The sequence below is a fragment of the Flavobacterium profundi genome (genome assembly GCF_006491645.1).
Classification (GTDB): Bacteria; Bacteroidota; Bacteroidia; order Flavobacteriales; family Flavobacteriaceae; genus Flavobacterium; species Flavobacterium profundi.
On record NZ_VDCZ01000002.1, the window covers coordinates 61,829 to 87,051 of the forward strand.

The following is a 25,223-nucleotide window of genomic DNA, read 5'->3' on the forward strand; positions in this document are numbered from 1 at the left end:
ACTATTTTCGAATCCATTGTATCATGTGAGGAAAAGGTTGTTCGTTATTTTCTATCGCTTTTTCAAGTCCATAGGTTAAACCAAACCATTCTAATAAGGGTAAACCAATGAAATTATTTTCTTTGTAGGATTGAATCAACCATTCCGAACTTCCTTTGTAACCATTGGAATGAAAAACGACATCGAGCGGAATTTCCAAATGAATCGCTGCAGCATACGACCAAAGCATTGCTCCAATTTCATCTCCTTGAGTCGGCCATTCTTGAGGCATATCTGGAGTACCAATTTTTTCTCGATCTTCAGCAGTGGTAACAGCTAAATGTCCGGCTTCATGTAAAATATCACCAGGATATAATAGCTTGTTGTAATCAATTTCAATTCCTTTATTGGAAAGTGCTAAACCAGGTAAAAAAGTATCGTATGTAAGTTCCTTTTCCAAAACAGAAACACCTATTTCAGATAAAAAAGAAGTAATTTTTTCAAGAGTAGCTTCCATAATCGTTTATATTAAATCACAATACCAAAACCCGTAGGTATAAGGTGAATCTTCCGTTTTACAAACATCGTTTGAAGAAGAGTTAGTAGGTTCATATTTTCGATACACAATTTCACCTAATTCAAAGGGAACGGGTTTTGAGAAGATAGGACCGTCAAATGTAAAGGTATGAAATTCTCCGTTTTCACCACAAGGATCTACATTAGGAGGTAAATCATTGATGAAATTTTCATCGATAACACGACCTACAAATTCTTTACCTAAATATTTTTCGTTGACACAAACAATAATCGTTTTAAAACCCAGTTCAAGAAATTCCTCAATTAGAGCTTTCGTATCTTTTTTCCATAAAGGAAATACTCCTGTAAAGTTGGCCAAAGCCAATTTATCTTCTCTGTATTTTCGTAAATCTTCTAAGAAAATGTCTCCAAAAATAGAGTAATCAATGCCTTTTTCTTTAAATTCTAGCAAGGTCTTACGCATTACTTCATCATAGATCTCCATAGTTGGCATTTCTGGAATCATCATTTTGGTTAAGGGTAACCCCATAAGCTCCGCTTGCTTTTCCAATAGTTCGATACGCACACCATGCATCGAAATGCGTTGGTATTGCGAATTTACACTCGTAAGCAAGGTTTCAATTTCGTATTCGTTTTCTTGAAGGATTTTATATAAAGTTAAGGCCGAATCTTTGCCACTGCTCCAGTTAAAAATAGCTTTCTTTTTCAATTTTGGTATAATTATAGTGTAAACTTACAAAAAACGGTACATTATTGCACTAAGCTTTGTAAATTTGAAACAATTAATCCGAATCATGAAATACTTCTATATTTTATTCTTTACTTTTTCGTTGGTAGCCCAACAAACCAAAAAAGTAGATTTTATTCAATGTGATGCTTTGGTACAACCAGATTTTTCTGAAAAAACAATAAAAGGAAAAGTGACTTATACCTTTGAGGTTTTAAGTGCGATAGATACAATTAGAATGGATGCTATTCGTATTGATTTTAAAGATTTTATAATTAATAATAAAGAAGTTGCCTATAAAAATTCTGGTAAAGAATTGTTACTTTTTGAAGGTTTTACTAAAGGAAAAAATACTGTTTCGTTTAGCTATGAAGCAAAACCTAAACAAACCTTATATTTTACTGGAGCAGGAGAAGATTTACAAATTTGGACACAAGGTCAAGGCAAAAATACCAGTCATTGGTTACCTAGTTTTGATGATGTAAATGAAAAAGTGATTTTTAATATAGCAATTGAATTTGATAAGGATTTTGAAGTTTTATCCAATGGAATGCTTCATTCAATAGGAGAATATCCTCCTTTGTCTTCAAGTAATAAGGTTTGGGAATACAAAATGCAAAAACCCATGTCTTCCTATTTAGTCATGCTTGCCATTGGTAACTTTGCCAAACAAACCACAAGAACAAAATCAGGTTCCACTTTAGAATTTTATTTGGATAAAAAGGATGTTGCTAAATTTGAACCAACCTTTCGTTATTCCAAACAAATTTTTGAGTTTTTAGAAAAAGAAATAGGAGTGAAGTACCCTTGGAAAGTGTACCGACAAGTTCCAGTGAGAGATTTTCTATACGCAGGGATGGAAAATACCACTTCTACGATTTTTTCACAGGATTTTGTGGTAGATTCCATCGGTTTCAATGATAAAAACTATTTAAATGTTAATGCACACGAATTGGCACACCAATGGTTTGGGGATTTAATTACCGCAAAGGAAAGTAAACACCATTGGTTACAAGAAGGTTTTGCTACGTATTATGCTTTGTTAGCTGAAAAAGATGTTTTTGGCGACGATTATTTTTACAATCAGTTGTACCAATCTGCATTGGAATTAAAGCAAGCCAATACCTATGATAGCATTCCTATTTTAAACGAAAAGGCGAGTTCGTTAACCTTTTACAAAAAAGGGGCTTGGGCTTTGCATGTTTTAAGAACGAATGTTGGAGCAAAAAACTTTCAGAAAGCCGTTCAAAATTATTTGAAAAAGTATGCATTTCAAAATGTAACTACTGATGATTTTTTAGCAGAAATACAGAAAGTATCTCGTTATGATGTGGCTTCTTTTAAAAAGAATTGGCTAGAAAATCCCACATTTAATTTAGAAGAAGCGATTGGTTATTTGATACAAAACGAATCGGTCAATCAATTGGTTGAATTTGGTAAAACCAACAACCATTTATCGAATGAAGCTTTGTTTGACAAATTTAGAACCATGATTCAATCCAAGTTGTATTATACTGTAAAACAAGAAATCGTGTATGAAACGCAAAACTTGACAGAAGCACAGCAATTGGATATCTTAAAATTAGCTTTAACCACAAATGATATTAAAGTTAGACAAGCCGTTGCAGAAGTACTATCTCGCATACCCTTATCTTTTAAAAATGATTTTGAAACGCTATTAAATGATCCCTCTTACATTACTAGAGAGATAGCTTTATTTCGATTGTGGACTAATTTTGAAGCTGATAGAGATCGTTTAGTTGCGATGTCTAAAGATTGGATAGGTTTGAATTACAATTTGAAATTAGCACATTTAACATTAACCATTGTTGGTTCCAATGATAATCCAGCAGTGCGAGAAAAAGCTGTACATGAATTAGAAACCTATACACAATTGCCTTATGAAGCTTCTGTACGCGAACCTGCATTAGAAACGTTGATTAAACTTGGAAAAATATCTGATACAGTATTAGAACAATTGATTGATGCTTCTTTACATCACAAATGGCAATTTGTAAAATTTGCAAAGGATAATATTAGGGTTTTAATATCTAATGACGAGTTTAGAGAAAAATTTATACTTTTAAAGGATAAATTGAACCCAACACAAAAAGAACGAATCGATTATTTTTTAAAGGAAACAGCATAAATGAGAGCATTAGTTATATCAGGAGGAGGAAGCAAAGGAGCCTTTGCTGGAGGCGTAGCACAATATTTAATTGAAGATTTGCACAAAGATTATGATTTGTATCTTGGAACGTCTACAGGTAGTTTGTTAGTTTCTCATTTAGCGTTGCAAAAAGTTGAAAAAATCAAAGAAATATATACTTCGGTAAACCAAAATAGTATTTTCAGTAATTGTCCGTTTATTATTAAAAAAAGATATGGTGAAGATACCATAGCAATTAATCATTTTAACGTTTTCCGAAATTTTATGAAAGGATCTAAAACGTTCGGTGAAAGTAAAAACTTAAAAAAATTAATTCGTAAAGTATTTACAGAAGAGGAGTTTGAAGAATTAAAAGGAGGTCCAAAAGAAATTATCGTTACGGTTTCCAATTTGTCTTTAAATATTGTGGAATACAAATCCATAAATGATTTTAGTTATGATGATTTTTGCGATTGGGTTTGGATTTCCTGTAATTATATACCTTTTATGTCTTTGGTACGAAAGGATAGTTTTGAATATGCTGATGGTGGTTTTGCTTCGATGATTCCAATTGAGGAAGCCATTAAAAGAGGTGCAACTCATGTAGATGCTATCATTTTGCAAAGTGAAACCAATTTATACAATCGAATGCCGGCTCGTGGTCCTTTTGGATTATTAAGTAATCTTTTTGCTTTTATGATGGATCGTATTGAATATCAGAATATTAAAATTGGTAAATACGAGGCGAAATTAAATAACGCGACCATCAATTTTTATTTTACACCCACATTATTAACTACAAATTCATTGGTTTTCAATAAAAAACAAATGTTGGAATGGTGGAAAATTGGTTACGAATATGCCAAAACCAAAGAAATTGACCGTCAGGAAATTCCTGATGAAGAATAAATAATTAAATTTAAACTTTTATGTTATCTTTGCCACCTTATCAAAAAATATGAAACAATTTTACACTTTTTTATTACTTGCTTGTAGTTTTTTGGTTCAAGCCCAAATAGTTACAATTCCAGATGCCAACTTTAAGTCGAAATTACTGAGTGCTAGTTCTTCTAATAGAATTGCAAAAAATTTAAATGGAAATTACACTCGAGTTGACTTAGATAATAATGGAGAAATTGATCTTAATGAAGCCCATCAAATTAAAGAATTGGACGTATCATATTCTAGCATTTCTGATTTAACAGGTTTAGAGTCATTTTCGAGTTTGGAGATTTTATATGCACGATTCAATACAATAACTACTGTAGATATTAGTCAAAATATTAATTTAAAGAATTGTTACATAAGTAGTAATCAAATCACAAGTTTTGATGTGAGTCAAAATGTAAATTTAGTAAATCTTGATTTAGGATACAATCATTTAACTAATATTGATCTAACTCAGAATACGAATTTAGAAAGTTTAGACATAGGCGGAAGTGTTCTTAATAATATTGATATCAGTCAAAATTTAGCTTTAAAATATTTAAATGTTAATGGAACTAATATCTCTAATTTAGATGTTACACAACATTTGGGTTTGTTAAATTTGTCAATTGCTGGGAATCCAATTACAAATATAAATTTGCAAAATAATATTTTGTTAGAAAGTTTATTTATTAATCAAAACCAAGTATTAACAGGAATAGATTTAACTTACAATACCGCTTTAAAAAATTTAACTTTGTCCAATGTTCCTTTTAACACATTTGATCTATCAACCTTAACAAACTTGACCAATTTATACTTAGTAGGAGACAATCTTAATACCATTGATTTAAGTCAAAATACAGCACTTAAATTGTTTAAAACGTCAGGTAATAATTTCAGTACTATAGATTTAACGAATAATGTTAATTTAGAAGTTCTCGATATTTCTAACAATCCAATTGTAAATATTGATTTAAGTCAGAATACAAAACTTAATGAAATTAGAGCTGTTAATACTTTATTAACCGTATTCGATTTGTCATACAGTAATTTTCTTAGAAATATTCAATGTTATGATTCTCCTCAATTGGAATATATAAATATAAAAAATGGAATGCCATCTCTTCCTTTTTATAATTTATTTATTAGAAATTGTCCAAATTTACGCTATATATGTTGTGATGAAGATCAAGTAAACTTTGTTCAACAGCAAATTAATAATGCAGGTTATGCAAGTGTGTGTAATTTAAATACTTATTGTTCATTTGTTCCCAATGGCACTTATTATGAAGTTACTGGAAATGTTGCATTAGACTTAAATAATGACGGTTGTAATAATGGTCAAGACGATGTTAATGTACCAAATTTAAAATTTCAGATTGTTAAAGGACAGAATACAGGATTTATAATTTCTAATGGGTTAAACAATTATAATCTTCCTTTAATAGCTGGAAATTATACCATTACACCACAAATGGAAAACCCAAATTACTTTGTAATTAATCCTAATACTATTTCGGTTGATTTTCCAGTTCAAAACAGTCCTTATATTCAAGATTTTTGTTTTACTCCAAATGGACAGCATTCTGATTTAGAAGTGTTTGTCTTTTCTACAATTCCTGCAAGGCCAGGTTTTGATGCTAAATATAAAATTGTTTATAGAAATAAAGGCAATAAAATAGAAAATGGACAAATTTCTCTTACTTATGAGGATACCGTTTTAGATTTTGTTTCTGCTGTTCCTTCTTATAATTCTGCTACTACTGATTTATTATCATGGAATTTTTCCAATTTGCAACCTTTTGAAACAAGAGAAATTGAAGTTATTTTGAATGTTAATTCACCAATGGAAAATCCAGCAGTAAATATTGCAGATGTTTTAACTTATTCGGTAAACATTTCAACAGCAAATGTGGATGAAATGCCAAACGATAATTCTTTTCAGTTAAATCAAACCGTTGTAGGTTCTTATGATCCAAATGATAAAACATGTTTAGAAGGAGAAAAAATAACTAGTAATGAAGTTGGTAATTATGTATATTATATTATACGATTTGAAAATACAGGAACTTATCCTGCAGAAAACATTGTGATTAAAGATGTTATTGATATTAATAAATTTGATTTAAATACCATAGTTCCTTTAAAAGGTAGTCATGAGTATTTTACACGTATTAATAGTAACACGGTTGAATTTATATTTGAAAATATTAATTTAGATTTTAATGACGCATTCAATGATGGATATGTGGTTTTTAAAATTAAGTCATTGCCTAATTTACAAATTGGTGATTCATTTTCTAATAGTGCCAATATTTATTTTGACTATAATTTTCCTATAGTAACGAATACATACACTACTGTTGTAGAGAATACGTTGCATACAAATGAATTTGATTTTGATTCTGTTTTTTCAATATACCCAAATCCTGCAACTGAACTTTTAAATATAGATATTGCTAATAATCTTAAAGTAACTAAAATTGAAATCTTTAATATTTTAAATCAAGTTGTTTTTACAGGCAATCATAGTATGAACAGTATTAATATTTCTAATTTAGAAAGTGGAACATATTTTATTAAAGTTTCATCTGAAAATGGAGCTAAAACAATCAAAATTATCAAAAGATAACTATTTGATATATTAAATTTATAAAGCACTTAGAGAAATTATTTTCTAAGTGCTTTTTTTCATTTTACTATAATTAAACTTAGGGAAAACCCTAGATTTTAAAATCTAGGTTTAATCCTATTCCATGACTTTATTAGTTTTCTCAACTTGCAATAGTAAAAAAAATACTATTCCTTATGAGAACACAAATTTTATTCAAAACACTATTAAGATTTATAATTTTAGTATCGTTTCAATTTGGATTTACCCAAAATATCCAAGTTAAAAGTTTGCCAGATGAACCTGGAGAAAGAAAAGCAACTTCCATCGTAAAATTATTAGGTATTCCTTTAAATAATGTTTCAATTTCGGTGGTTTATGGAACCGATTCTTTAGAAGTTAAAAACGCTTTTATACTGAACAAGAAGAATCCTTCTAAATATTTTGAGACCAAAGCCAGCCTTAAAGATTTAAAAAATGGAACTGTTGAAGCTACTGTCGTATTTCCTCATTCAGGTTTAGAACCAAAACCAAGAGAAAAGATTTTTACGAATGGTACTAAAGTCTATTTTTCATGGGCAAGAACTCATATTCCAAATGGAGCAACAGAAGAACTTACCATTAATAGTCCAGTGAGTAGTTTTGTAATGCCAAGACCTTTAACAATAGCTTATATGGGAGATTCTTATGCTTCTGGTGAAGGTGGTAAAGGAGATGAGCCATGGGAAAATGACGCTTGTCATCGTTCCAATAATAGTGGTGGTATTTTAGCAATAAAAAAATTAATTAGAGAAAGAAAAGATGTGGCTTTCGATTATGTGAATACAACGTGTAGTGGAGCAAGAGTAATTGACTTTTTTTTAGTAGCACAACCTGTTGATCCAAGTAAAAATGCAACCAAACAAGATAAGCAATTGGATATTGTTAAAAGTTGGTTATCAAGAAAAAAATATGACGGTTTAGATATTTTACTTGCTGATGGTGGCGGTAATGATATTGGTTTTGGAAACCTTGTTGGTAGCGGCTTATTATCTTTTTTTAGAGAGTTAAGAACCGATAAAGCTCTTAACCAAGAATTAAATACAGCGCTCGATAATTTACCAGATGTTTATGAATCATTCATGAATTTTTTGAATGCAGAAATAACTCCTTCAAAAATTGTTTGGATGAATTATCCCAATCCTTTAATTGGTGAAGGAGATAGACTATGTTATCAACATCCGAGTGCATGCTGGGGAATCCTAGAAAATCAAATTGCCAATGAAGATTGGGAATTTATAAACAATAATATATTTAAAAAATTAAATGATAGAGTAGCGGAAGCGGCAACCCTTCATGGTTGGGATTTAGTAGATGTCTCTAAAAAAGCAAACGGTTTTGGAGTTTGTAATTGTGAAGGATATTTTAATACACTTGGCCAATCCATAATGAGACAAGGTGATGAAAGAGGAACTTTTCACCCAAATATGAGAGGATTCAATATAATTTATAAAGAAGCAGTATATAAAAAATTAGATGCAAATGTGGATGCCATTTTCAAAGACAGAAGAATGTTAGCAATTAAGAAAGCGAAAGAAGCCGCTAAAGCAAAAATAAAATTGCAAAATAATAAGAAAAAAGAACTGACTTTAATTAATAATCAATCCAATTTTTCGGATAAAATAAAACCTATTCAAAAAGTTTCAATTGAATCGAAATAATCTAAATGCAAAATAATATGAAAGCGTCATTAATATGTATTGGTATCGTAACATTATTTATGTCATGCCACAACACAACACAAGCACAAATGGAAGGGAATTACACAGGAGAAATAAATGGAGCTATCATTACGCTGTCTTTACAAAAGCAAAGTAAAGATATGTATGTAGGAACCATGCAGGATGAGCAACAAACGTATGCTATAACTGCCCAAAAAGAAGAGAATTGCTTAAAAGGAAATGCAGTAGAGAACAATCTACAAATCAATATTATTGTTTCAGGTTGTTTGCAAAATAATCAAATAGATATGAGTTTTGATTTTAGTAATATTGGTTTAGCACAAACTCAAAATGTAGTTTTTACCAAAACTGGAAGTCAAAATGCTACAGTAGTCTCTAATCCAAAAACAGCAACAACACAAAAGAGTTCTAATACGGAAAGAGATTTAAATGTTGTGGGAGTTTGGAAACAAGAACAATTGTATAATTCAGGTTCTGGAGATGGTTTTTTTGGAGGCAGTTTTACGCAAAAAGTAGTTTTTTACACTGATGGCGGAATAGCAGATGGAGGAAGTCAAGCTACCATGAGTGGAAGTGATTATTCCGGAAGTTCCTCTTCAGGTTATGGCAATAAAGTAGCTGGTGTTAGCTGGTCCACGCAAAACAAACATTTATTCATTACGGTAACACAAAATGGACAAACTCAGACCGTTGATGTGGGTAAATACTATGTTGAAAACGGAAAAATGTTGATTACTAGTCAAAATGGAACTAAAACCTTATTACTAAAAGTGCAATAAAAATGTTCAATTTTAAAGCAAAAATTATGAAAAATAAGCATATTCTATACTTAAGTGTTCTTTCAATTTTGTGGAGTTGTAGTGAAGAAGATTCAAGTGATACACCCAATCAAAATCCAAGTGTTTTTGATTTAGTTGCTATAGCTGATGGAGCAACAAATGTGACTTTAAACCCTACTTTTATTTGGGAACCAGCAATTGATCCAGAAGGTTTTAATGTAACCTATGATGTATTGATAGGGACTTCAGAAAATGATTTACAACCAATAGCATCCAATATTAACGGAACCACTTTCACTCCTTCAGAAAGATTGCCTTTATCCGAAAATTTATTTTGGAGTATTAAAGCCAAAGATAATTTAGGGGCACAAACCCAAGCGAATAGTGTCTTTAATTTTACAACAAGAAACTTGACAAATGGCACTTTAGGTTTAAATGGTTTTACGCTTTTAAATGAACACACTACTCTAGTTTTTCAAGATAAACTTTGGATATTAGGAGGAGAAAACAACGGCGTTCGCAATTCTTCTGATGGTGTAAACTGGACAGTAATTAATTCGAGTCCGCCTTTTGGAAGTAGAAAAAATCATTCATCCGTTGTGTTTGATAATAAAATGTGGGTTATTGGTGGGAAAACAAACACTGTTAATAATAAGAATGATGTGTGGTTTTCTACAGATGGAGTTACTTGGACACAAGCAACAGCAGCTGCTTCTTTTTCTGTTCGTCAAGGCCATTCTTCAGTAGTTTTTGACAATAAAATGTGGGTTATTGGTGGTCATTTAAACGCATCACAATCACTTAATGATGTATGGTTTTCCACGGATGGAGTAACTTGGTTACCTGCTACAAATAATGCTAACATTGCGATTAAGCAAGAACACGCTACCGTTGTTTTTAATAATAAAATGATTATGGTTAATGGAAATGAAGTACGAACATCAACGAATGGTGCAACGTGGGAATTAGTAACTACTGTATCCGGATTTGGTAGTCGTTCCCATCATCAACTATTGGTATATGATGCTAAAATTTGGTTAATTGCAGGTTTTGCAACCATTGATCGAAATGATGTTTGGTTTTCTAAAAATGGTTTCGATTGGACTAGAAATGTAGAGAGTGCTAATTTTAATGATCGTTCATCGCATACAGCAACCGCTTTTAAAGATAAAATTTGGGTTATTGGAGGATTGAAACTCTTTGCTTCTTCTTCAGAAGAGCCAAATAATGGTATTTGGTTCTTAGATTAATTGTATAAATATCATTGTACTTTTTTCACTTGAGTACAATGATATTTTATTTATTTTTACTTAAAATCGATTTATGCTTTTCTTTTTATGGTATGCTGCATTGTCTTATCTGATATTATTTACAATTATCAGTGGATGTATCTATTGGTATACCAAAGAAAAAAGTTTTAAATATTATGTTTTTTATAGTACTTTTTTGTTAGCCTACTTAAGTACTAAAGACGAACGAATTTATATTCCTTTATCAAAAATAATTGATTCGGATATTCTCTTACATTATAATTGGTTAATTCAAGTAGTATTCTATAGTTTCTACTTTATTTTTGCCTTATACTTTTTGGATTTTCAAAAATTTTTACCAAAGGTTTTTAAAAAGGTACGCCTATTTTTATTTGCTGTAATTGGTTTATTCCTAGTTTTTGCGTTTGTATCGATACACTACCATTTATACACTTTGTTTTTTTCGCTTTTTACCTATTTCTATTTGCCAATTGTTTTGTTACTTTTTTTCTATTTTTTTCCATTAGCTTTGAAACATTCCGATAAACATAAATATTTTTTATTAACAGGTATAATCGCTTATATTGTTTTTGCCTTACTTGCTTTTATCTTAAGTTATCATAAATTACATGATTACCAACCCTTGCAATATTTTATCATTGGAATTATTATTGAAACTTTTTGTTTTAGTTTGGGATTGGCCTATAAAATTAAGTTAATAAATGACGAAAGTGTGAAACAAAAGAACGAACAGTTAAAAACCAGACACCAACTTGAAATCACAAAATTAAATGCCCTTATTGAAGGTGAGGAAAAAGAAAGGAATCGAATTGCTCAAGATTTGCATGATGGTATTAATGGTGATTTATCAGCAATTAAATTTCAATTGATGGCATTTAAAAATAAGTTGGCAAATGATGTTGGCAAAGAAAATTTAGATAAAAGTATCGCTATGATAGATACTACTTGCGAACAAGTTAGAACCATTTCACACAATCTTACTCCCTATACTATTTCGCAATATGGATTATCAGTAGCATTGGAACAATTTTGTAATAAAATGAATCATTCTTCATTATCAATCGATTATCAGTGGTTTGGAGAAGACTTGGTTTTACCAAAAAATAGGGAAACCAGTTTGTATCGAATTGTTCAAGAATTGGTTCAAAATGCTATTAAACATGCAAAAGCGAAAGAAATTCTGGTGTATTGCAATAATTTAGAGGAGTTCTTAAATATTACCATTGAAGATGACGGAATTGGTTTTGATGAAAATAAACAAACTAAAGGAATTGGGCTTATTAACATAGAAAAAAGAGTAAATTATTTGAATGCTAAAATGGAAATAGAAAGTTCAAACCAAGGAACCACTATTTTAATTAGTATACCATTAAAAACAAACAATTATGATTTCAATAGCCATAACGGATGATCATGCCATGATTATTGAAGGCTTAAAAGCCATGTTTCAACAAGATCAAAACTATAATATAACCGCTTCGTATACTTCTATTGAAGAAACGTTACAGCATATTTATCTAGATAATCCAGATATATTATTGTTAGATATTAATCTAAAAGATGGGAATGGAACAGAAGCGTGTAAAGAAATTTTAAAGCTAGTTCCTAAACTAAAAATTATTGCTTTAACTAGTTTTGAAGATATTAACTTAGTTCGATTGATGCTTCGAAATGGTGCCAAAGGCTATTTATTAAAAAATACCTCTTCTGAAGAAATCATAAAAGCCATTAATATGGTTATGGAGGATGAAATTTTTTTGCCCAAAGAATTGAAAAATCAAATTTTAAGCGAAACTATTGGAATAGATAAAAAACAAGATTTTTTACCTAAAATTACCCGTAGAGAAAAAGAAGTTTTAGAATTAATTGTTCAAGAATTTACAACGGATGAAATTGCAGAAAAACTTTTTGTGACTCATAAAGCTATTGAAGCACATCGTAGTAACTTGATACAAAAACTCAACGTTAGAAATACCGCAGGATTAGTTAAAATTGCCATAGAAAAAGGATTGGTTTAAAAAAAATTAGGGTTAGGGGTAACAATTTTGTTTGGTAATGTATCTGTATATATAAAACTTTAAAAAACAGATATCATGAAAAATTTAAAAGCTAGATTAAGTGTATTCTTTGTTTTTTCGCTTCTATTGATGAGTTGTGAAACTAATGATGACACGTATGTTCCGGAAGAAAATCAAGAAACAACCATAAATTATGATTTTGGAGCCACCGTTTCCAAAGATTTTATGGGGCAAATAATCGACGAAGACAAAAATCCTATTTTGAATGCAACTGTAAAAATTGGTTCCTCTCAAGCATTTACTGATGCGAATGGAATTTTTATCATTAAAAATGCATCGGTAAAATCTAATTTTGCCTATATCAAAGCAACTAAAGCAGGATATTTAACAGGTTCAAGAACGGTAATTCCTACTTCAGGAGTGAATCATGTAAAAATTATGTTGTTAAGTGCAACTGTTGTAGGTTCTGTAAATTCTGGCACTACTGGAAATGTAGTACTACCTAATGGAGCCAAAGTCAATTTTGACGGTAATTTTAAGAAAGAAGACGGAACAGCTTATAATGGAAATGTGAATGTAGTTATGCATCATTTAGACCCTTCAGATGAAGACATCGATGCAAAAATGCCAGGTTCTTTATTAGCTTCAGATGCAAATGGAGACGCAAAAGTGTTGGAAACCTTTGGTATGTTAAACGTTGAATTACAAGGTACAGGAGGTGAAAAATTGCAATTATCTGGAACAGCTTCCATCGAAATGCCAATCGATCCTGCTCAAGCTACAAATGCACCCAGTATCATTCCGTTATGGCATTTTGATGAAGATGCTGGATATTGGGTAGAATCGGGTTCAGCAACTAAACTAGGAAATAAATATGTGGGAAATGTTACTCACTTTTCATGGTGGAATTGTGATGCACAGTTTCCAACGGTTAATTTATGTTTAACAATTGTGAATCCAAATAATCAACCTATCGCAAATGTACAAGTACAATTGGTTCCAAATAATCAAACCTATCCACGAACAGGTTTTAGCGATAGTAATGGTGAAATTTGTGGTTTAGTACCTTCAAATCAAACTTTAACGATGAATATTTTCGATAATTGTGGTAATTTAATAAGTACTTCGCAAATAGGTCCTTTTGTTGCCAATACAGTTTTACCAAATATTGTTTTAACGGCTGGAATGGTGCAACAAACTACTGTAGTAGGTACTTTGGTACAATGTAATAACACAGTTGTAACAGATGGTTATGTTTTATTGCATTATGGAAATCAAACTTTAGTATCTGATGTTACCAATGGTGATTTTCAATTTAATGCTTTAGTTTGTAGTACTAATGATTCTTTTACTCTAGAAGCATATGATTATGCAAACTTACAAACATCTGGAGAAATAGCATATACGTTTACAACACCGGTAACTAATATCGGTAACTTAATTGCTTGTACGGCAGTAAATGAGTATGTTACCTATCAAATTGATAATAATCCTGTGCAATATTTAATAGGTCCTATTCAAGCGGGTTATTCTCCAAATGGATTATCTATCAGTGTTCAAGGAAATGGAACAAGTACAAATGGTTTTTATTTGTGGGGAAATAATAATGTACCTGGAATTTATACCACAAGTACGTATCAATTAGAAGGTGGTGACTTTAATTATATTGGCCAACAAACCACCAATACAGTTTCTTTTAATTTAAGTAATTTTGGACTTGTTGGGGATTATATTGACATGACTTTTAGTGGGACTTATGAAAATCCTACAACAAACACATCGCATTCCATAACAGGTGTCATTCACGTTGTTAGAGATAACTAATAGTGTATAAGTACATGAAAAAGAAAATAAAAATCCCGAAGTAATTCGGGATTTTTTATTTAAAAAACAGTTTTTAGTTCTTCCTTAATATAACTGATGGCTACATTACTTGGTGCTTCACTTTCTGTCAATTCTATTAAAATGGCTTCTCGCAATTTTTCTGCATTGGCAACTTCTTCAGAAATTGATTTCTGACGTATCATCTGAATCGTTGAATTTTTGGCTTTATTAATTACATCCCAAGTAGTTGCAGTAATATAAATTTGTTGGGTCAAATTATGTTCAAATTCTGTCTGAATAGTATGTATTAATAAAGTAGCATAGTCATTCTTATCTGTATTGGGCGGACTAACACGTAGCAATAATTGCGCTGGGTTAATTCGTTCTAATAACAAAACCAAACGCTCATAAGCTTGCAAACGAATGGGTAAAGCTTGTTTCTGATTTTCTTTTAATAATTCAAAACGTCTTCTGCTTTCTTCACTTTTAAAAAAAGAATGAAATAAAAAATAAGCCACACCACCTGTAATCAATGCGGGCAATGTATAAAAAGCTAATTCAATAAGTTTTGCACTATCCATAATTATAAATTTTCAATCACAAAGAAAATATTAAAAAAATCAAAAAACAAATGAGATGTCTATTAATATTTGAAAGTTTTTAAATTGTTTTTGATAAATAGAAGCACTCAAAATTAGTTTTTAAGAAGAATTGTCCCGCTATTCGTTATATCTTTTTTATTTTTTAATCTATAGGGTAAAAAAAAAATTATAAAAATAAAAAAGGATGTCACTTTTATCGGGGCTAAAATACACTTGTTCCGAATCCATGCATTTCATGTAAATACTAGTTTTAGAAATAAATGGTAGGTACTAAAAAAGCAATGGTATAAGTGCAACTATTTGGTTAATAATAAATTATTCAAAATTCAATTTTTAAAATTCAAGTTGATTATTGCATCGGAATACCTTATTTTTGTAGATTACTAAAAAGTATAAAATTATCGTGATACAAAATATAATTTCCCAATTAAACGAAGCACAACAAGCTCCTGTTTTACAAAAAGATGGTCCTATGATTGTGATTGCAGGTGCAGGATCTGGAAAAACAAGAGTACTAACGGTTCGTATTGCTAATTTGATGAGCCAAGGAGTGGATGCTTTCAATATTTTAGCGTTGACTTTTACGAATAAAGCAGCAAGAGAAATGAAAAAACGTATTGCTGATATTGTGGGAAACAATGAAGCAAAAAACCTTTGGATGGGAACTTTCCACTCTGTTTTTGCAAAAATTTTAAGAATTGAATCTGAAAAATTAGGGTATCCTTCTAATTTTACTATTTATGATACGCAAGATTCGGTACGTTTAATTGGTTCCATCATCAAAGAAATGCAATTGGATAAAGATATTTATAAACCGAAGCAAATTTTGGGTAGAATCTCATCCTATAAAAATTCCTTAATCACAGTTAAAGCCTATTTTAACAATCCCGATTTACAAGAAGCAGATGCGATGAGCAAAAAACCAAGAATGGGAGAAATTTATCAGCAATATGTAGAACGCTGTTTTAAATCGGGAGCTATGGATTTTGATGATTTATTGTTGAAAACCAATGAATTATTAAATCGTTTTCCAGATGTTTTAGCGAAATACCAAGATCGTTTTCGTTATATTTTAGTGGATGAGTACCAAGATACCAACCATTCTCAATATTTAATTGTAAGAGCTTTATCCGATCGTTTTCAAAATATCTGTGTCGTTGGTGATGATGCGCAAAGTATTTATGCTTTTCGCGGAGCTAATATTAATAACATTCTGAATTTCCAAAAAGATTACGACAACGTTCGCATGTATCGTTTGGAACAAAATTACCGTTCTTCTAAAAATATAGTGGAAGCAGCGAATAATGTAATTGATAAAAACAAAACCAAATTAGATAAAGTAGTTTGGACAGCAAATGATGACGGCCCAAAAATTAAAGTGCATCGCAGTGTAACGGATAGTGAAGAAGGGCGTTTTGTGGCTTCAACAATTTTTGAACAAAAAATGCAAAATCAATTACCCAACAGTAATTTTGCAGTTTTATATCGTACCAATGCACAATCACGTTCTATTGAAGATGCCTTACGAAAAAGAGATATTCCGTATCGAATTTATGGTGGTTTATCGTTCTACCAAAGGAAAGAAATTAAAGATGTTTTAGCTTACTTACGTTTGGTTATTAATCCTAAAGACGAAGAAGCTTTAGTACGTGTAATCAATTATCCTGCTCGTGGTATTGGAAATTCAACAGTTGAAAAACTAACGGTAGCGGCAAATCATTTTAAGCGCTCTATTTTTGAAGTGATGGAGCATATCGATAAAATAGATTTAAGATTAAATACAGGAACAAAAACAAAACTGCAAGATTTTGTGACAATGATTAAGAGTTTTCAAGTCATTAATGAAAATCAGGATGCCTTTTACTTAACAGAACACATAACTAAAAAAACGGGTTTAGTTCAAGAATTAAAAAAAGATGGAACTCCGGAAGGAATTACCCGTATCGAAAATATTGAAGAACTTTTAAACGGTATTAAAGATTTTACGGAAGGTCAGAAAGAGATTGATGGAGCTAGAGGTGCTTTAGCTGAATTTTTAGAAGATGTAGCTTTGGCAACTGATTTAGACAAAGATACAGGTGATGATGATCGTGTGGCTTTAATGACGATTCACTTGGCCAAAGGACTCGAATTTCCACATGTGTTTATTGTTGGATTAGAGGAAGATTTGTTCCCAAGTGCCATGAGTTTGAATACCAGAAGTGAATTAGAAGAAGAAAGACGTTTGTTCTATGTGGCATTAACTCGCGCAGAACATCAAGCGTATTTAACCTATGCACAATCTCGCTATCGATGGGGAAAATTAGTAGATAGTGAACCCTCTCGATTTATAGAGGAAATTAATGATTCGTATTTGGAATATTTAAATCCTGTAGATCATGGAGGTTATCGTTACAAACCCCAAATGGATATTGATATTTTTGGTGATATTGACAAATCGAAACTGCGTTTATCTAAACCAGTTTCAAGTGCACCACCTGCTTATTTGAAAACTGAAGTAAATGATAAACCGAATATTCGTAAATTGAAACCCGTTTCAGGTATTAAAACGCAAAGTAATACCAACTTATTCGATTCTAATCTAATGGTTGGTAATATCGTAATGCACGAACGATTTGGCAAAGGGCAAATTATGAGCATAGAAGGAGTAGGAGCAGATAAAAAAGCGGAAATCAAATTTGATGTAGGTGGTTTGAAGAAATTATTATTAAAATTTGCCAAACTTCAAGTAATAGGATAAATCCAAGATGACCCGTTTTAAAAAAACAATAAAGCAAAGAAAAAGAGTTTTAAAAAATAAGAAAAAGAAAATTGAAAATCGAAATTATAGGATTTTCAAAGGTTTTATACTATTGTATTTAGTTTTTACTCTAATTTTAGAATATGAAACAATAGGGGGTAACTCAAATTATTTTTATTATATTATTCTTTTGCCAACATTCATTGGTGTTTATTTGAGTACAAAATATATTTTTTTAAATAATGTGTGGAAAGAAATAATATCAGATAGTAAAAATAATTCATTTAGTAATACTGTTTCAAAAATTTTTGTGTTTTTTGTTGTAAATTTAGTACTCTCCTTTATAGTTTTCACAACACCTCCACAACTGATTTGGAATTACATCAATTATTATAAAGCTAAGAATCAACTATCTGAAACGTATATAACTGATGTTACTGGAATAAGTACTAAAACCAATAAGGCAAGTCCTAGGTTTTATTTTAATTTTAATGGTCATTCAGAAAGTGTTAAAGCTTCATTTAAGTATGTAAAGGCTCATGAGGACTTTAAAAAATTTCAAATTAGATTACTAATTAGAAAAGGTGTTTGGGATGAATATTTACTTGAAGACTGGGAAATTATCAGCAAGTGGTAAGAATAAATGCTAATTTATAAAAATGTAACTTAAAACAATTTTTCTAGTATCTTTACTTTATATTTAAAATAAAATGGCCGAATTCATAAGAATATACGAAGATAAACCCAGCGAAGCAGCAATACAAAAAGTCGTAAATGTATTACGTGATGGAGGATTAGTCATTTATCCTACCGATACGGTTTATGGATTAGGTTGTGATATTACAAACTCTAGAGCATTGGAAAAAATTGCTAGACTTAAAGGAATTAAACTTGAGAAAGCGAACTTTTCTTTTGTCTGCAGTGATTTGAGTAATATTTCGGACTATATCAAACAAATAGATACTTCCACGTTTAAAATTCTTAAAAGAGCTTTGCCTGGTCCATATACCTTTATTCTTCCTGGAAATAATGAACTCCCGAAAGAATTTCGTAAAAAGAAGACCGTAGGTATTCGTGTTCCCAATAATAATATTGCGCTTCAAATTGTAAGTAAATTAGGAAACCCAATTGTTTCTACTTCGATTCGAGATGAAGATGAAGTTCTAGAATATTCTACTGATCCAGAGCTTATTTTTGAAAAATGGCAAAATAAGGTAGATTTAGTAATCGATGGAGGCTATGGTGATAATGTAGCTTCCACTATCATAGATTTATCAGGTTATGAACCGGAAGTTATTCGTGAAGGAAAAGGAAGTTTAGATATTTTATAAATATGAAAGCAAATTGGGTGCTATTTTTCTTATTATTAAAAAGTATTTTCTGTTTTTCTCAAATTGAAATAGAAGGTTGGGTCAGTAATACAAATAAAGAACCTTTATTTGGAGCATCCGTATATGTGGACGGTACAACTATTGGAACAACAACAGATGATAAAGGTTATTTTAAACTATTATTGTCGTCTTCAATGAATTCGATTTTAGTAGTTAGCTATTTTGGCTATACTACTTCATATCAGAATATTAAAAATGAATCAAATCTTCTATATATAACTTTAAATGAAGAAGTTAAAGCATTAAAAGAAGTTGTGGTTCAAAGAAATCAATTTACTAGAGCTGAGATGCTTAAACTATTTAAAGAACAATTTTTAGGGACTAATACAGCGGGTAGTAATTGTGTTATTGAAAATGAAGACGAACTTTATTTTGATTATGATAAAAAAAACTTTGTTTTTAAGGCATACGCTGATAAACCTCTAGTAATAAAAAATAATTATTTGAACTATAAAATTCAGTTTCAATTAATAGATTTTGAATGTCAATTTTATAAATTAAGTATTAAAAGTTTGGATATTATTAATGCTCTGTATGCAGGTACTTCTTTTTTTACAGAAATTAATAATGACAGTAAATATACTAAAAGGAGAAAAAAATCTTACGAAGGTTCTTCTTTGCATTTTTTTAGAAATCTAATTGCAAAGCAATGGAACAAAAAGGAATTCTTATTGTTTGAAGGAAGTTTTATGACGTCACCTGATACACATTTTGAAATTTCAAATCAAAGTAATGCTTTATATAAAATTAAAGTTGCGCAACAAAAAAAGAGCGCCAAAAATAATTTTGTAGCAGAATTTAGTATTTTGTTCAATAATAAAGAACAATCAAAAATAAGTTTTTTTACGGATACTTTTTATGTGGATCGTTTTGGTCAATTTACGGATTATGATAAAATATATTTTTCTGGAGATATTACAACTAGAAAAATAGGAGATTTGTTACCAACGAATTATGGTTTATAAAAAAAGCGCTTCAATTGAAGCGCTTTTTATAGTTTATATAAATTATTTTCCTAATAATCTTTTCTTTAAAGTACGGTCTACGCATCGATCTTCTAACCAAATACCAAAAAGTGCTTTTCTAAAGTCTAGACCTTCAATTTCTCCTGTTAGTTTATCATTGATGAATACATAGGTTTTTACATCTTCTTTAGAATAAACGAATTCTAAATATCCTTTTTCAGTTACATTTTCAAAGAAAGACATGAATTTGTGCATTCTATCTCTTAAAGGTTCTAATTCACTTTGATATGATTTTTCAATACCTTCTTCAATGGCTTTGATTAATTTTTCTCTCGTTACTAAAGATGAAGTTACATATAATCGAGTAGCTATGGTTTCATCAGATTCTAAAATCTTTTTAGGATCGTCTGTTTTTTCAGTCAAATATAAAGCCTGAACATATAAGTTAATCCACATTTTATCTCGAATCCCATATCCATTAAGAACTAATTTGGTTTTCCCACCTGAATCGCGAACCTTGATGTGTTTCTTAATTTTAATTCCATCAACATCTAAATCATCTTGAGAAAATGCTGATACGCTCAACAGAAAAGCTAATAACAAAATAATTTTTTTCATAAATTTCAAAATTTGGGTTTACAAAACTAATTAATTAATAATAAAGATAACGTTTTTTTAATAAAAAAAATAATTTTTATTAATATTAAAACATATAGTTACAAAAGTAATGCCAAAAATAAAAGCATGATTTTTAAATCATGCTTTTATACTATTCTAAAATGTCTTATCGACGATTATTTATTTTCACTCAAACTTTTCATTTCTTTTTCAATCATATCATAGAACTGATCGATTTTAGGTAAAATGATAATTTTTGTTCTTCTATTTTTAGCGCGGTTTTCAGGAGTATCATTCGCTACTAAAGGAATAAAATAACTTCTACCAGCTGGTATAAGCTGTTTTGGATCTACACCTAAATCATTTTGTAATACACGAACAATAGAAGTGGCTCTTTTAACAGATAAATCCCAGTTGTCTAATAATACTGTATTTTTAATTGGCACATTGTCTGTATGTCCTTCAACCATACATTCAAAATCGGGTTTACTATTAATTACTTTTGCAACTTTACCTAAAACGGTTTTCGCACCTGGACTTACTTCATAACTTCCTGATTTGAATAATAAGTTGTCGGCTATAGATATGAATACAACTCCTTTTTCAACATTTACATTGATATCTGGGTCGTTTAAACCAACTTCTTTTTTCAAACTAGTTACTAAAGCTAAAGTAACACTATCTTTTTTAGACAAAGCGTCTTGAAGTCTTGATATTTTTAAATCTTTTTCTTTTAAACTTTCTAATGATTTTTCAAGATTTTCTGCTCCTTTAGTGGTTAACACTGTTAATTCTTTAGAACTGTTAATCAAATCAGAGTTATTTTTTTTCAAATAATCTAACTGATCGCTCATGGCAGATTTTTCAGTCAAACAGTTATTCAATTTAACTGTCGCAGAATTTAATAAATCCTGAATTTCTTTGTTTTTGTTTTCTAGTTCCGCATATTTCTTTTTAGAAACACATGACGTAAAGGTCAACATTAATGCGGCTGCAACTACGGTGATTTTCTTCATAATTCAATTTATTTTGATACAAAATTAAGAACATTTATGTCTAACTTTAAAATAATAATAGCTAAACTATTGTTAAAATATTTTTGTATAAGTTTGTTGTTTTTGTATAAAAAAACGATTTACAATTGAAGATATTGTATAGTAATTCCTAATATTTTGTGAATTTCTTTTCTTGTAATAATGCTTAAAGTTGCTATAAAAATGAAAATGAGCACGTAAGATGGCAAATAGATGTTTAAACTTTCCTTGACTTAAAAAACGAAAGGCAGCTACACCGTCTAAAAGTAATCTTATAAATAAAATAGGAACTAATTTATTATCAGGTAAATTTTTAGTCAACATATATAAAGAGTTCCTAAAATTTAAATAGGTTTTTTTAGGATTCTCATTGCTTAAAGTTGCGCCTCCTACATGATACACCAACGACTCATAACAGAATTGTATTTGATAACCTAAATTATGCGCTCTCCAACACAAATCAATTTCCTCTTGATGGGCAAAAAAATCTTCATCAAAGCCATATAATTCTTGAAATACTTGGTTGCGAATGAAGAAACAGGCTCCTGAAGCCCAAAAAATATTTATAGTAGTATCATATTGTCCTTTATCTTCTTCAATTTTATCAAAAATTCGCCCTCTACAATACGGATATCCATATTTGTCTATAAAACCACCTGCAGCTCCAGCATATTCAAAATAAGATTTGTTTTTAAAATCTAAAATTTTAGGTTGAATTATAGCAATTAAGGAATCTTGTTCAAATTGATTTAAAATAGGTTGTAACCAATTTTTTGTAACTTCAATATCGCTATTAACTAACGCAAGATAGGGCTCTTTTATAGTCTTTAATCCTTCATTATACCCTTTAGCAAAACCAAAATTACCTTCGTTTTCTATGATATGTATGGATGGAAATTCAGTACGTAATACCGAAAGAGATGTATCTGTAGAAGCATTGTCTACTACATAAATTGTGGCTTCTTCAGAATATAGAAGTATGCTAGGTAAAAATTGTTTCAATAAATCGACCCCGTTCCAATTTAAGATAACGACAGCTATTTTTTTCATCTTGAATTTTCAATTATAATATGGTAATTCTTTTAGAAAACGATACTTTTCATTTTCAAAATCCATTTGGCAAAAATAATGATTTAAGCCATTGGTAACCATTAAATACGTTGCTTTTAAAACTAAATTATAACGAGCGATTTGATCAAAAGTGTGCTGGGAAATAGCAACTTCGGGTGCTTTACATTCGATAAGCAAAAAAATACTTCCATCTGAATTAAAAACAACGATATCATAGCGTTTATTTATTCCATTTACTTTTACTAATTTTTCAACATTAATATAAGATTTAGAATACTTTTTTTCCTGAATTAAATAGTGTATGGTATTTTGACGAACCCACTCTTCTGGTGTGAGTACCACAAATTTTTTTCGAATTTCATCAAAAATAAAGGTTTTATTTTCACTATTTTTGAACCGAAAGGAATAGGTTGGAAATTGCAATGGAATCATTTCGCAAAATTAACGAAATAAAATAAACGGTCAACAATACTTGCTTTATTGAATATTATGGATGAAGTGTTACAAATTATAAAAGAAATTAAATCGGGAAATTACAAACCGATCTATTTTTTTATGGGTGAAGAACCTTACTATGTCGATAAATTAACGGAATATATTGAAGATAATGTACTAACAGAAGATGAAAAAGGCTTTAATCAAGTTGTTTTATATGGAAGAGATACTTCAATAGAAGATATTGTTTCTAATGCCAAGCGTTATCCTATGATGGCAGAAAGACAAGTGGTTATTGTAAAAGAAGCACAAGAATTATCTCGAAATATTGATAAATTAGAAGCCTATGCTGAAAATCCGCAGCCAACAACTGTTTTAGTTTTTGCTTACAAATACAAGACGTTAGATAAAAGAAAAAAAATAACCAAGCTCTTAAGTAAAACGGGTGTCGTTTTTGAAAGTAAAAAATTATATGAAAATCAAGTTGGTGATTGGATAAAAAGAGTTTTGTCTGGTCAAAAATATGCTATTGAACCTAAAGCAGCTGCTATGTTAGTTGAGTTTTTAGGAACCGATTTATCTAAGATAAGTAATGAATTGGATAAACTTAAAATTATACTACCTCAAGGACATACCATTACAGCAAAAGATATTGAAGATAATATAGGTATTAGTAAAGATTATAATAACTTTGAACTTAGAAAAGCAATAGGGGAGAAAAATCAACTAAAAGCCTATCAAATTATTACTTATTTTTCTCAAAATCCAAAAGATAATCCTATTGTGGTTACTACTGGATTGGTATTTGGTTTTTTTTCCCAATTGTTGCAATATCATGGCTTGAAAGATAAATCAAAAGCAAATGTGGCAAAAGTTTTAAAAATTAATCCTTATTTCGTTTCAGATTACGATGTGGCCATTCGAAATTATCCCATGAAGAAGGTAAGTGCAATTGTTTCTGCTTTACGAGAGGTAGATGTAAAGAGTAAAGGAGTTGGGGCAAACTCACTTTCTCAGAATGATTTATTAAAAGAAATGCTGATTCATATCTTTAATTAACTATTTTACTTGAAATATAGAAAATTGAGCGTCAGCGTTGTTAAAAACGAGTAGGTTACTGGATTTTATTCCAAAGTAAATGCGTTCTCCTGCAACTAACTTCACTAAGGTTTGTGTGCTTCTTACGGGTGGAGAATTAACACCAATACCTAAAATCGTAACAGATAAGGATTCATAAGATTCATCTGCAATTAAAGTTGTGGTTCCACCTGAAAACTTGAAAATTCCTACTCCTAAATCGGAAACACTAACTAAGGATGTCATTTTTACATATACAGCAATATTATAAATTCCATCTAATGGCGCAACAAAATATTGATTGGTTGTATTATAATCCGAATTTTCATCAAAATCTATGGTAGGAAATGAAATCTGATTCCAACCACTTAATAAAGTAGCGCCTAATACAGTAAATCCAGAACCTCCTAAACCTTTAACAAAAGATTTGGCAGCGTCTGTATATTCTATTCTATTATCGGTTGCATTTAGGGTAAGGGTTTTTGTTAATGGCGTTGTTAATTTTGGCACAGTTTCTACAATTACATCTCCATCAACATGTAAAGTAGCTTGAGGGTCAGTTAAGTTAATACCCACTTGTGAATGTACAGAAAATAAATTCAAAAGGAGTACCGTTAGTAAAAGTCTAAAATTTCTCATAGTTAGTAAGATTAAATTGATATTTCACGGTTAATAGTAAACTATACTCTTTTTAAATCAAGAAAAAGTAGCTATTGCTCAACTAGGGTACTTCCAGTTGAGGAT

The 25,223-nt window shown here is 30.3% G+C and carries 22 protein-coding genes; 14 read left to right on the forward strand and 8 right to left on the reverse strand.

The genetic code is table 11. The features are described from left to right. Window position 1: 1 nt before the first annotated feature. Together FHG05_RS03090 and FHG05_RS03095 are read right to left on the reverse strand one after the other, a co-directional pair. Entirely contained in the window at window positions 2-496 is a 495-nt protein-coding gene (locus FHG05_RS03090) for a hypothetical protein (protein WP_140996551.1), read from the reverse strand. A 6-nt stretch (window positions 497-502) separates the two neighbouring features. After that, a complete protein-coding gene (locus tag FHG05_RS03095; RefSeq protein ID WP_140996552.1) occupies window positions 503-1,225 on the reverse strand; it encodes a Dph6-related ATP pyrophosphatase in 723 nt (240 codons plus the stop codon). Window positions 1,226-1,310: 85 nt separating this feature from the next. Here FHG05_RS03095 and FHG05_RS03100 point away from each other — a divergent pair, with 85 nt between their 5' ends. The 9 genes from FHG05_RS03100 (at window position 1,311) to FHG05_RS03140 (ending at window position 14,546) form a co-directional block, all read left to right on the forward strand. Next, window positions 1,311-3,392, forward strand: coding sequence for a M1 family metallopeptidase (locus FHG05_RS03100; protein ID WP_140996553.1), 2,082 nt, complete (start codon window positions 1,311-1,313; stop codon window positions 3,390-3,392). After that, window positions 3,393-4,301, forward strand: coding sequence for a patatin-like phospholipase family protein (locus tag FHG05_RS03105; RefSeq protein WP_140996554.1), 909 nt, complete (start codon window positions 3,393-3,395; stop codon window positions 4,299-4,301). A 49-nt stretch (window positions 4,302-4,350) separates the two neighbouring features. Further along, the gene (locus FHG05_RS03110; protein WP_140996555.1) at window positions 4,351-6,954 is read left to right on the forward strand and encodes a DUF7619 domain-containing protein; all 2,604 of its coding nucleotides are present in this window, start codon (window positions 4,351-4,353) and stop codon (window positions 6,952-6,954) included. A 176-nt stretch (window positions 6,955-7,130) separates the two neighbouring features. Continuing rightward, the gene (locus FHG05_RS03115) at window positions 7,131-8,633 is read left to right on the forward strand and encodes an SGNH/GDSL hydrolase family protein (RefSeq protein WP_140996556.1); all 1,503 of its coding nucleotides are present in this window, start codon (window positions 7,131-7,133) and stop codon (window positions 8,631-8,633) included. Window positions 8,634-8,650: 17 nt separating this feature from the next. Further along, window positions 8,651-9,433: a hypothetical protein gene (locus FHG05_RS03120; protein ID WP_157504157.1), complete on the forward strand. Its 783-nt coding sequence runs from the start codon at window positions 8,651-8,653 to the stop codon at window positions 9,431-9,433. 26 nt (window positions 9,434-9,459) lie between these two features. Further along, on the forward strand, window positions 9,460-10,683 hold the full coding sequence (locus FHG05_RS03125; RefSeq protein ID WP_181369134.1) for a Kelch repeat-containing protein: 1,224 nt from the start codon (window positions 9,460-9,462) through the stop codon (window positions 10,681-10,683). Between the two features lie 73 nt (window positions 10,684-10,756). After that, window positions 10,757-12,115 (forward strand): sensor histidine kinase, encoded by a 1,359-nt coding sequence (locus FHG05_RS03130; RefSeq protein WP_140996559.1) that lies wholly within the window; start codon window positions 10,757-10,759, stop codon window positions 12,113-12,115. Continuing rightward, window positions 12,090-12,722: a response regulator transcription factor gene (locus FHG05_RS03135; protein WP_140996560.1), complete on the forward strand. Its 633-nt coding sequence runs from the start codon at window positions 12,090-12,092 to the stop codon at window positions 12,720-12,722. Before FHG05_RS03130 ends, FHG05_RS03135 begins: the two co-directional genes overlap by 26 nt. Before the next feature lie 75 nt (window positions 12,723-12,797). Next, entirely contained in the window at window positions 12,798-14,546 is a 1,749-nt protein-coding gene (locus tag FHG05_RS03140; protein WP_140996561.1) for a hypothetical protein, read from the forward strand. A 59-nt stretch (window positions 14,547-14,605) separates the two neighbouring features. Here FHG05_RS03140 and FHG05_RS03145 read toward each other — a convergent pair whose 3' ends face one another. After that, window positions 14,606-15,127 (reverse strand): DUF7935 family protein, encoded by a 522-nt coding sequence (locus tag FHG05_RS03145; RefSeq protein ID WP_140996562.1) that lies wholly within the window; start codon window positions 15,125-15,127, stop codon window positions 14,606-14,608. Window positions 15,128-15,554: 427 nt separating this feature from the next. Here FHG05_RS03145 and FHG05_RS03150 point away from each other — a divergent pair, with 427 nt between their 5' ends. The 4 genes from FHG05_RS03150 to FHG05_RS03165 all read left to right on the forward strand — a co-directional run bounded on the left by FHG05_RS03150 (window position 15,555) and on the right by FHG05_RS03165 (window position 20,244). Next, complete coding sequence (locus tag FHG05_RS03150; RefSeq protein ID WP_140996925.1) at window positions 15,555-17,888, forward strand: ATP-dependent helicase; 2,334 nt, start codon at window positions 15,555-15,557, stop codon at window positions 17,886-17,888. A gap of 190 nt (window positions 17,889-18,078) precedes the next feature. After that, window positions 18,079-18,525, forward strand: coding sequence for a hypothetical protein (locus FHG05_RS03155; protein ID WP_181369135.1), 447 nt, complete (start codon window positions 18,079-18,081; stop codon window positions 18,523-18,525). Window positions 18,526-18,598: 73 nt separating this feature from the next. Next, window positions 18,599-19,219, forward strand: coding sequence for an L-threonylcarbamoyladenylate synthase (locus tag FHG05_RS03160; protein WP_140996564.1), 621 nt, complete (start codon window positions 18,599-18,601; stop codon window positions 19,217-19,219). A gap of 2 nt (window positions 19,220-19,221) precedes the next feature. Then, window positions 19,222-20,244 (forward strand): carboxypeptidase-like regulatory domain-containing protein, encoded by a 1,023-nt coding sequence (locus FHG05_RS03165; protein WP_140996565.1) that lies wholly within the window; start codon window positions 19,222-19,224, stop codon window positions 20,242-20,244. A 42-nt stretch (window positions 20,245-20,286) separates the two neighbouring features. On the opposite strand, the gene FHG05_RS03170 is transcribed toward FHG05_RS03165, so the two are convergent. From FHG05_RS03170 to FHG05_RS03185, 4 genes are all read right to left on the reverse strand, one after another. After that, window positions 20,287-20,862: a chalcone isomerase family protein gene (locus FHG05_RS03170; protein ID WP_140996566.1), complete on the reverse strand. Its 576-nt coding sequence runs from the start codon at window positions 20,860-20,862 to the stop codon at window positions 20,287-20,289. A gap of 176 nt (window positions 20,863-21,038) precedes the next feature. Further along, window positions 21,039-21,878, reverse strand: a complete 840-nt coding sequence (locus FHG05_RS03175) for an OmpA/MotB family protein (protein ID WP_140996567.1) — start codon at window positions 21,876-21,878, stop codon at window positions 21,039-21,041. 72 nt (window positions 21,879-21,950) lie between these two features. Beyond that, window positions 21,951-22,946 (reverse strand): glycosyltransferase family 2 protein, encoded by a 996-nt coding sequence (locus FHG05_RS03180; RefSeq protein WP_140996568.1) that lies wholly within the window; start codon window positions 22,944-22,946, stop codon window positions 21,951-21,953. 9 nt (window positions 22,947-22,955) lie between these two features. Further along, window positions 22,956-23,399, reverse strand: coding sequence for a type I restriction enzyme HsdR N-terminal domain-containing protein (locus FHG05_RS03185; RefSeq protein ID WP_140996569.1), 444 nt, complete (start codon window positions 23,397-23,399; stop codon window positions 22,956-22,958). 57 nt (window positions 23,400-23,456) lie between these two features. On the opposite strand from FHG05_RS03185, the gene holA reads away from it, so the two are divergent. Continuing rightward, a complete protein-coding gene (gene holA / locus FHG05_RS03190; protein WP_140996570.1) occupies window positions 23,457-24,461 on the forward strand; it encodes a DNA polymerase III subunit delta in 1,005 nt (334 codons plus the stop codon). On the opposite strand, the gene FHG05_RS03195 is transcribed toward holA, so the two are convergent. Beyond that, the gene (locus FHG05_RS03195) at window positions 24,462-25,118 is read right to left on the reverse strand and encodes a hypothetical protein (RefSeq protein ID WP_140996571.1); all 657 of its coding nucleotides are present in this window, start codon (window positions 25,116-25,118) and stop codon (window positions 24,462-24,464) included. Window positions 25,119-25,223: the final 105 nt, after the last annotated feature.

Bases quoted from the DNA above. Each gene is read 5' to 3' on its own strand.
- FHG05_RS03090 (WP_140996551.1), bottom strand. From the start codon at position 496: ATGGAAGCTACTCTTGAAAAAATTACTTCTTTTTTATCTGAAATAGGT.
- FHG05_RS03100 (WP_140996553.1), top strand. From the start codon at position 1,311: ATGAAATACTTCTATATTTTATTCTTTACTTTTTCGTTGGTAGCCCAA.
- FHG05_RS03105 (WP_140996554.1), top strand. From the start codon at position 3,393: ATGAGAGCATTAGTTATATCAGGAGGAGGAAGCAAAGGAGCCTTTGCT.
- FHG05_RS03110 (WP_140996555.1), top strand. From the start codon at position 4,351: ATGAAACAATTTTACACTTTTTTATTACTTGCTTGTAGTTTTTTGGTT.
- FHG05_RS03115 (WP_140996556.1), top strand. From the start codon at position 7,131: ATGAGAACACAAATTTTATTCAAAACACTATTAAGATTTATAATTTTA.
- FHG05_RS03120 (WP_157504157.1), top strand. From the start codon at position 8,651: ATGAAAGCGTCATTAATATGTATTGGTATCGTAACATTATTTATGTCA.
- FHG05_RS03125 (WP_181369134.1), top strand. From the start codon at position 9,460: ATGAAAAATAAGCATATTCTATACTTAAGTGTTCTTTCAATTTTGTGG.
- FHG05_RS03130 (WP_140996559.1), top strand. From the start codon at position 10,757: ATGCTTTTCTTTTTATGGTATGCTGCATTGTCTTATCTGATATTATTT.
- FHG05_RS03135 (WP_140996560.1), top strand. From the start codon at position 12,090: ATGATTTCAATAGCCATAACGGATGATCATGCCATGATTATTGAAGGC.
- FHG05_RS03140 (WP_140996561.1), top strand. From the start codon at position 12,798: ATGAAAAATTTAAAAGCTAGATTAAGTGTATTCTTTGTTTTTTCGCTT.
- FHG05_RS03145 (WP_140996562.1), bottom strand. From the start codon at position 15,127: ATGGATAGTGCAAAACTTATTGAATTAGCTTTTTATACATTGCCCGCA.
- FHG05_RS03160 (WP_140996564.1), top strand. From the start codon at position 18,599: ATGGCCGAATTCATAAGAATATACGAAGATAAACCCAGCGAAGCAGCA.
- FHG05_RS03165 (WP_140996565.1), top strand. From the start codon at position 19,222: ATGAAAGCAAATTGGGTGCTATTTTTCTTATTATTAAAAAGTATTTTC.
- FHG05_RS03170 (WP_140996566.1), bottom strand. From the start codon at position 20,862: ATGAAAAAAATTATTTTGTTATTAGCTTTTCTGTTGAGCGTATCAGCA.
- FHG05_RS03175 (WP_140996567.1), bottom strand. From the start codon at position 21,878: ATGAAGAAAATCACCGTAGTTGCAGCCGCATTAATGTTGACCTTTACG.
- FHG05_RS03180 (WP_140996568.1), bottom strand. From the start codon at position 22,946: ATGAAAAAAATAGCTGTCGTTATCTTAAATTGGAACGGGGTCGATTTA.
- FHG05_RS03185 (WP_140996569.1), bottom strand. From the start codon at position 23,399: ATGATTCCATTGCAATTTCCAACCTATTCCTTTCGGTTCAAAAATAGT.
- holA (WP_140996570.1), top strand. From the start codon at position 23,457: ATGGATGAAGTGTTACAAATTATAAAAGAAATTAAATCGGGAAATTAC.
- FHG05_RS03195 (WP_140996571.1), bottom strand. From the start codon at position 25,118: ATGAGAAATTTTAGACTTTTACTAACGGTACTCCTTTTGAATTTATTT.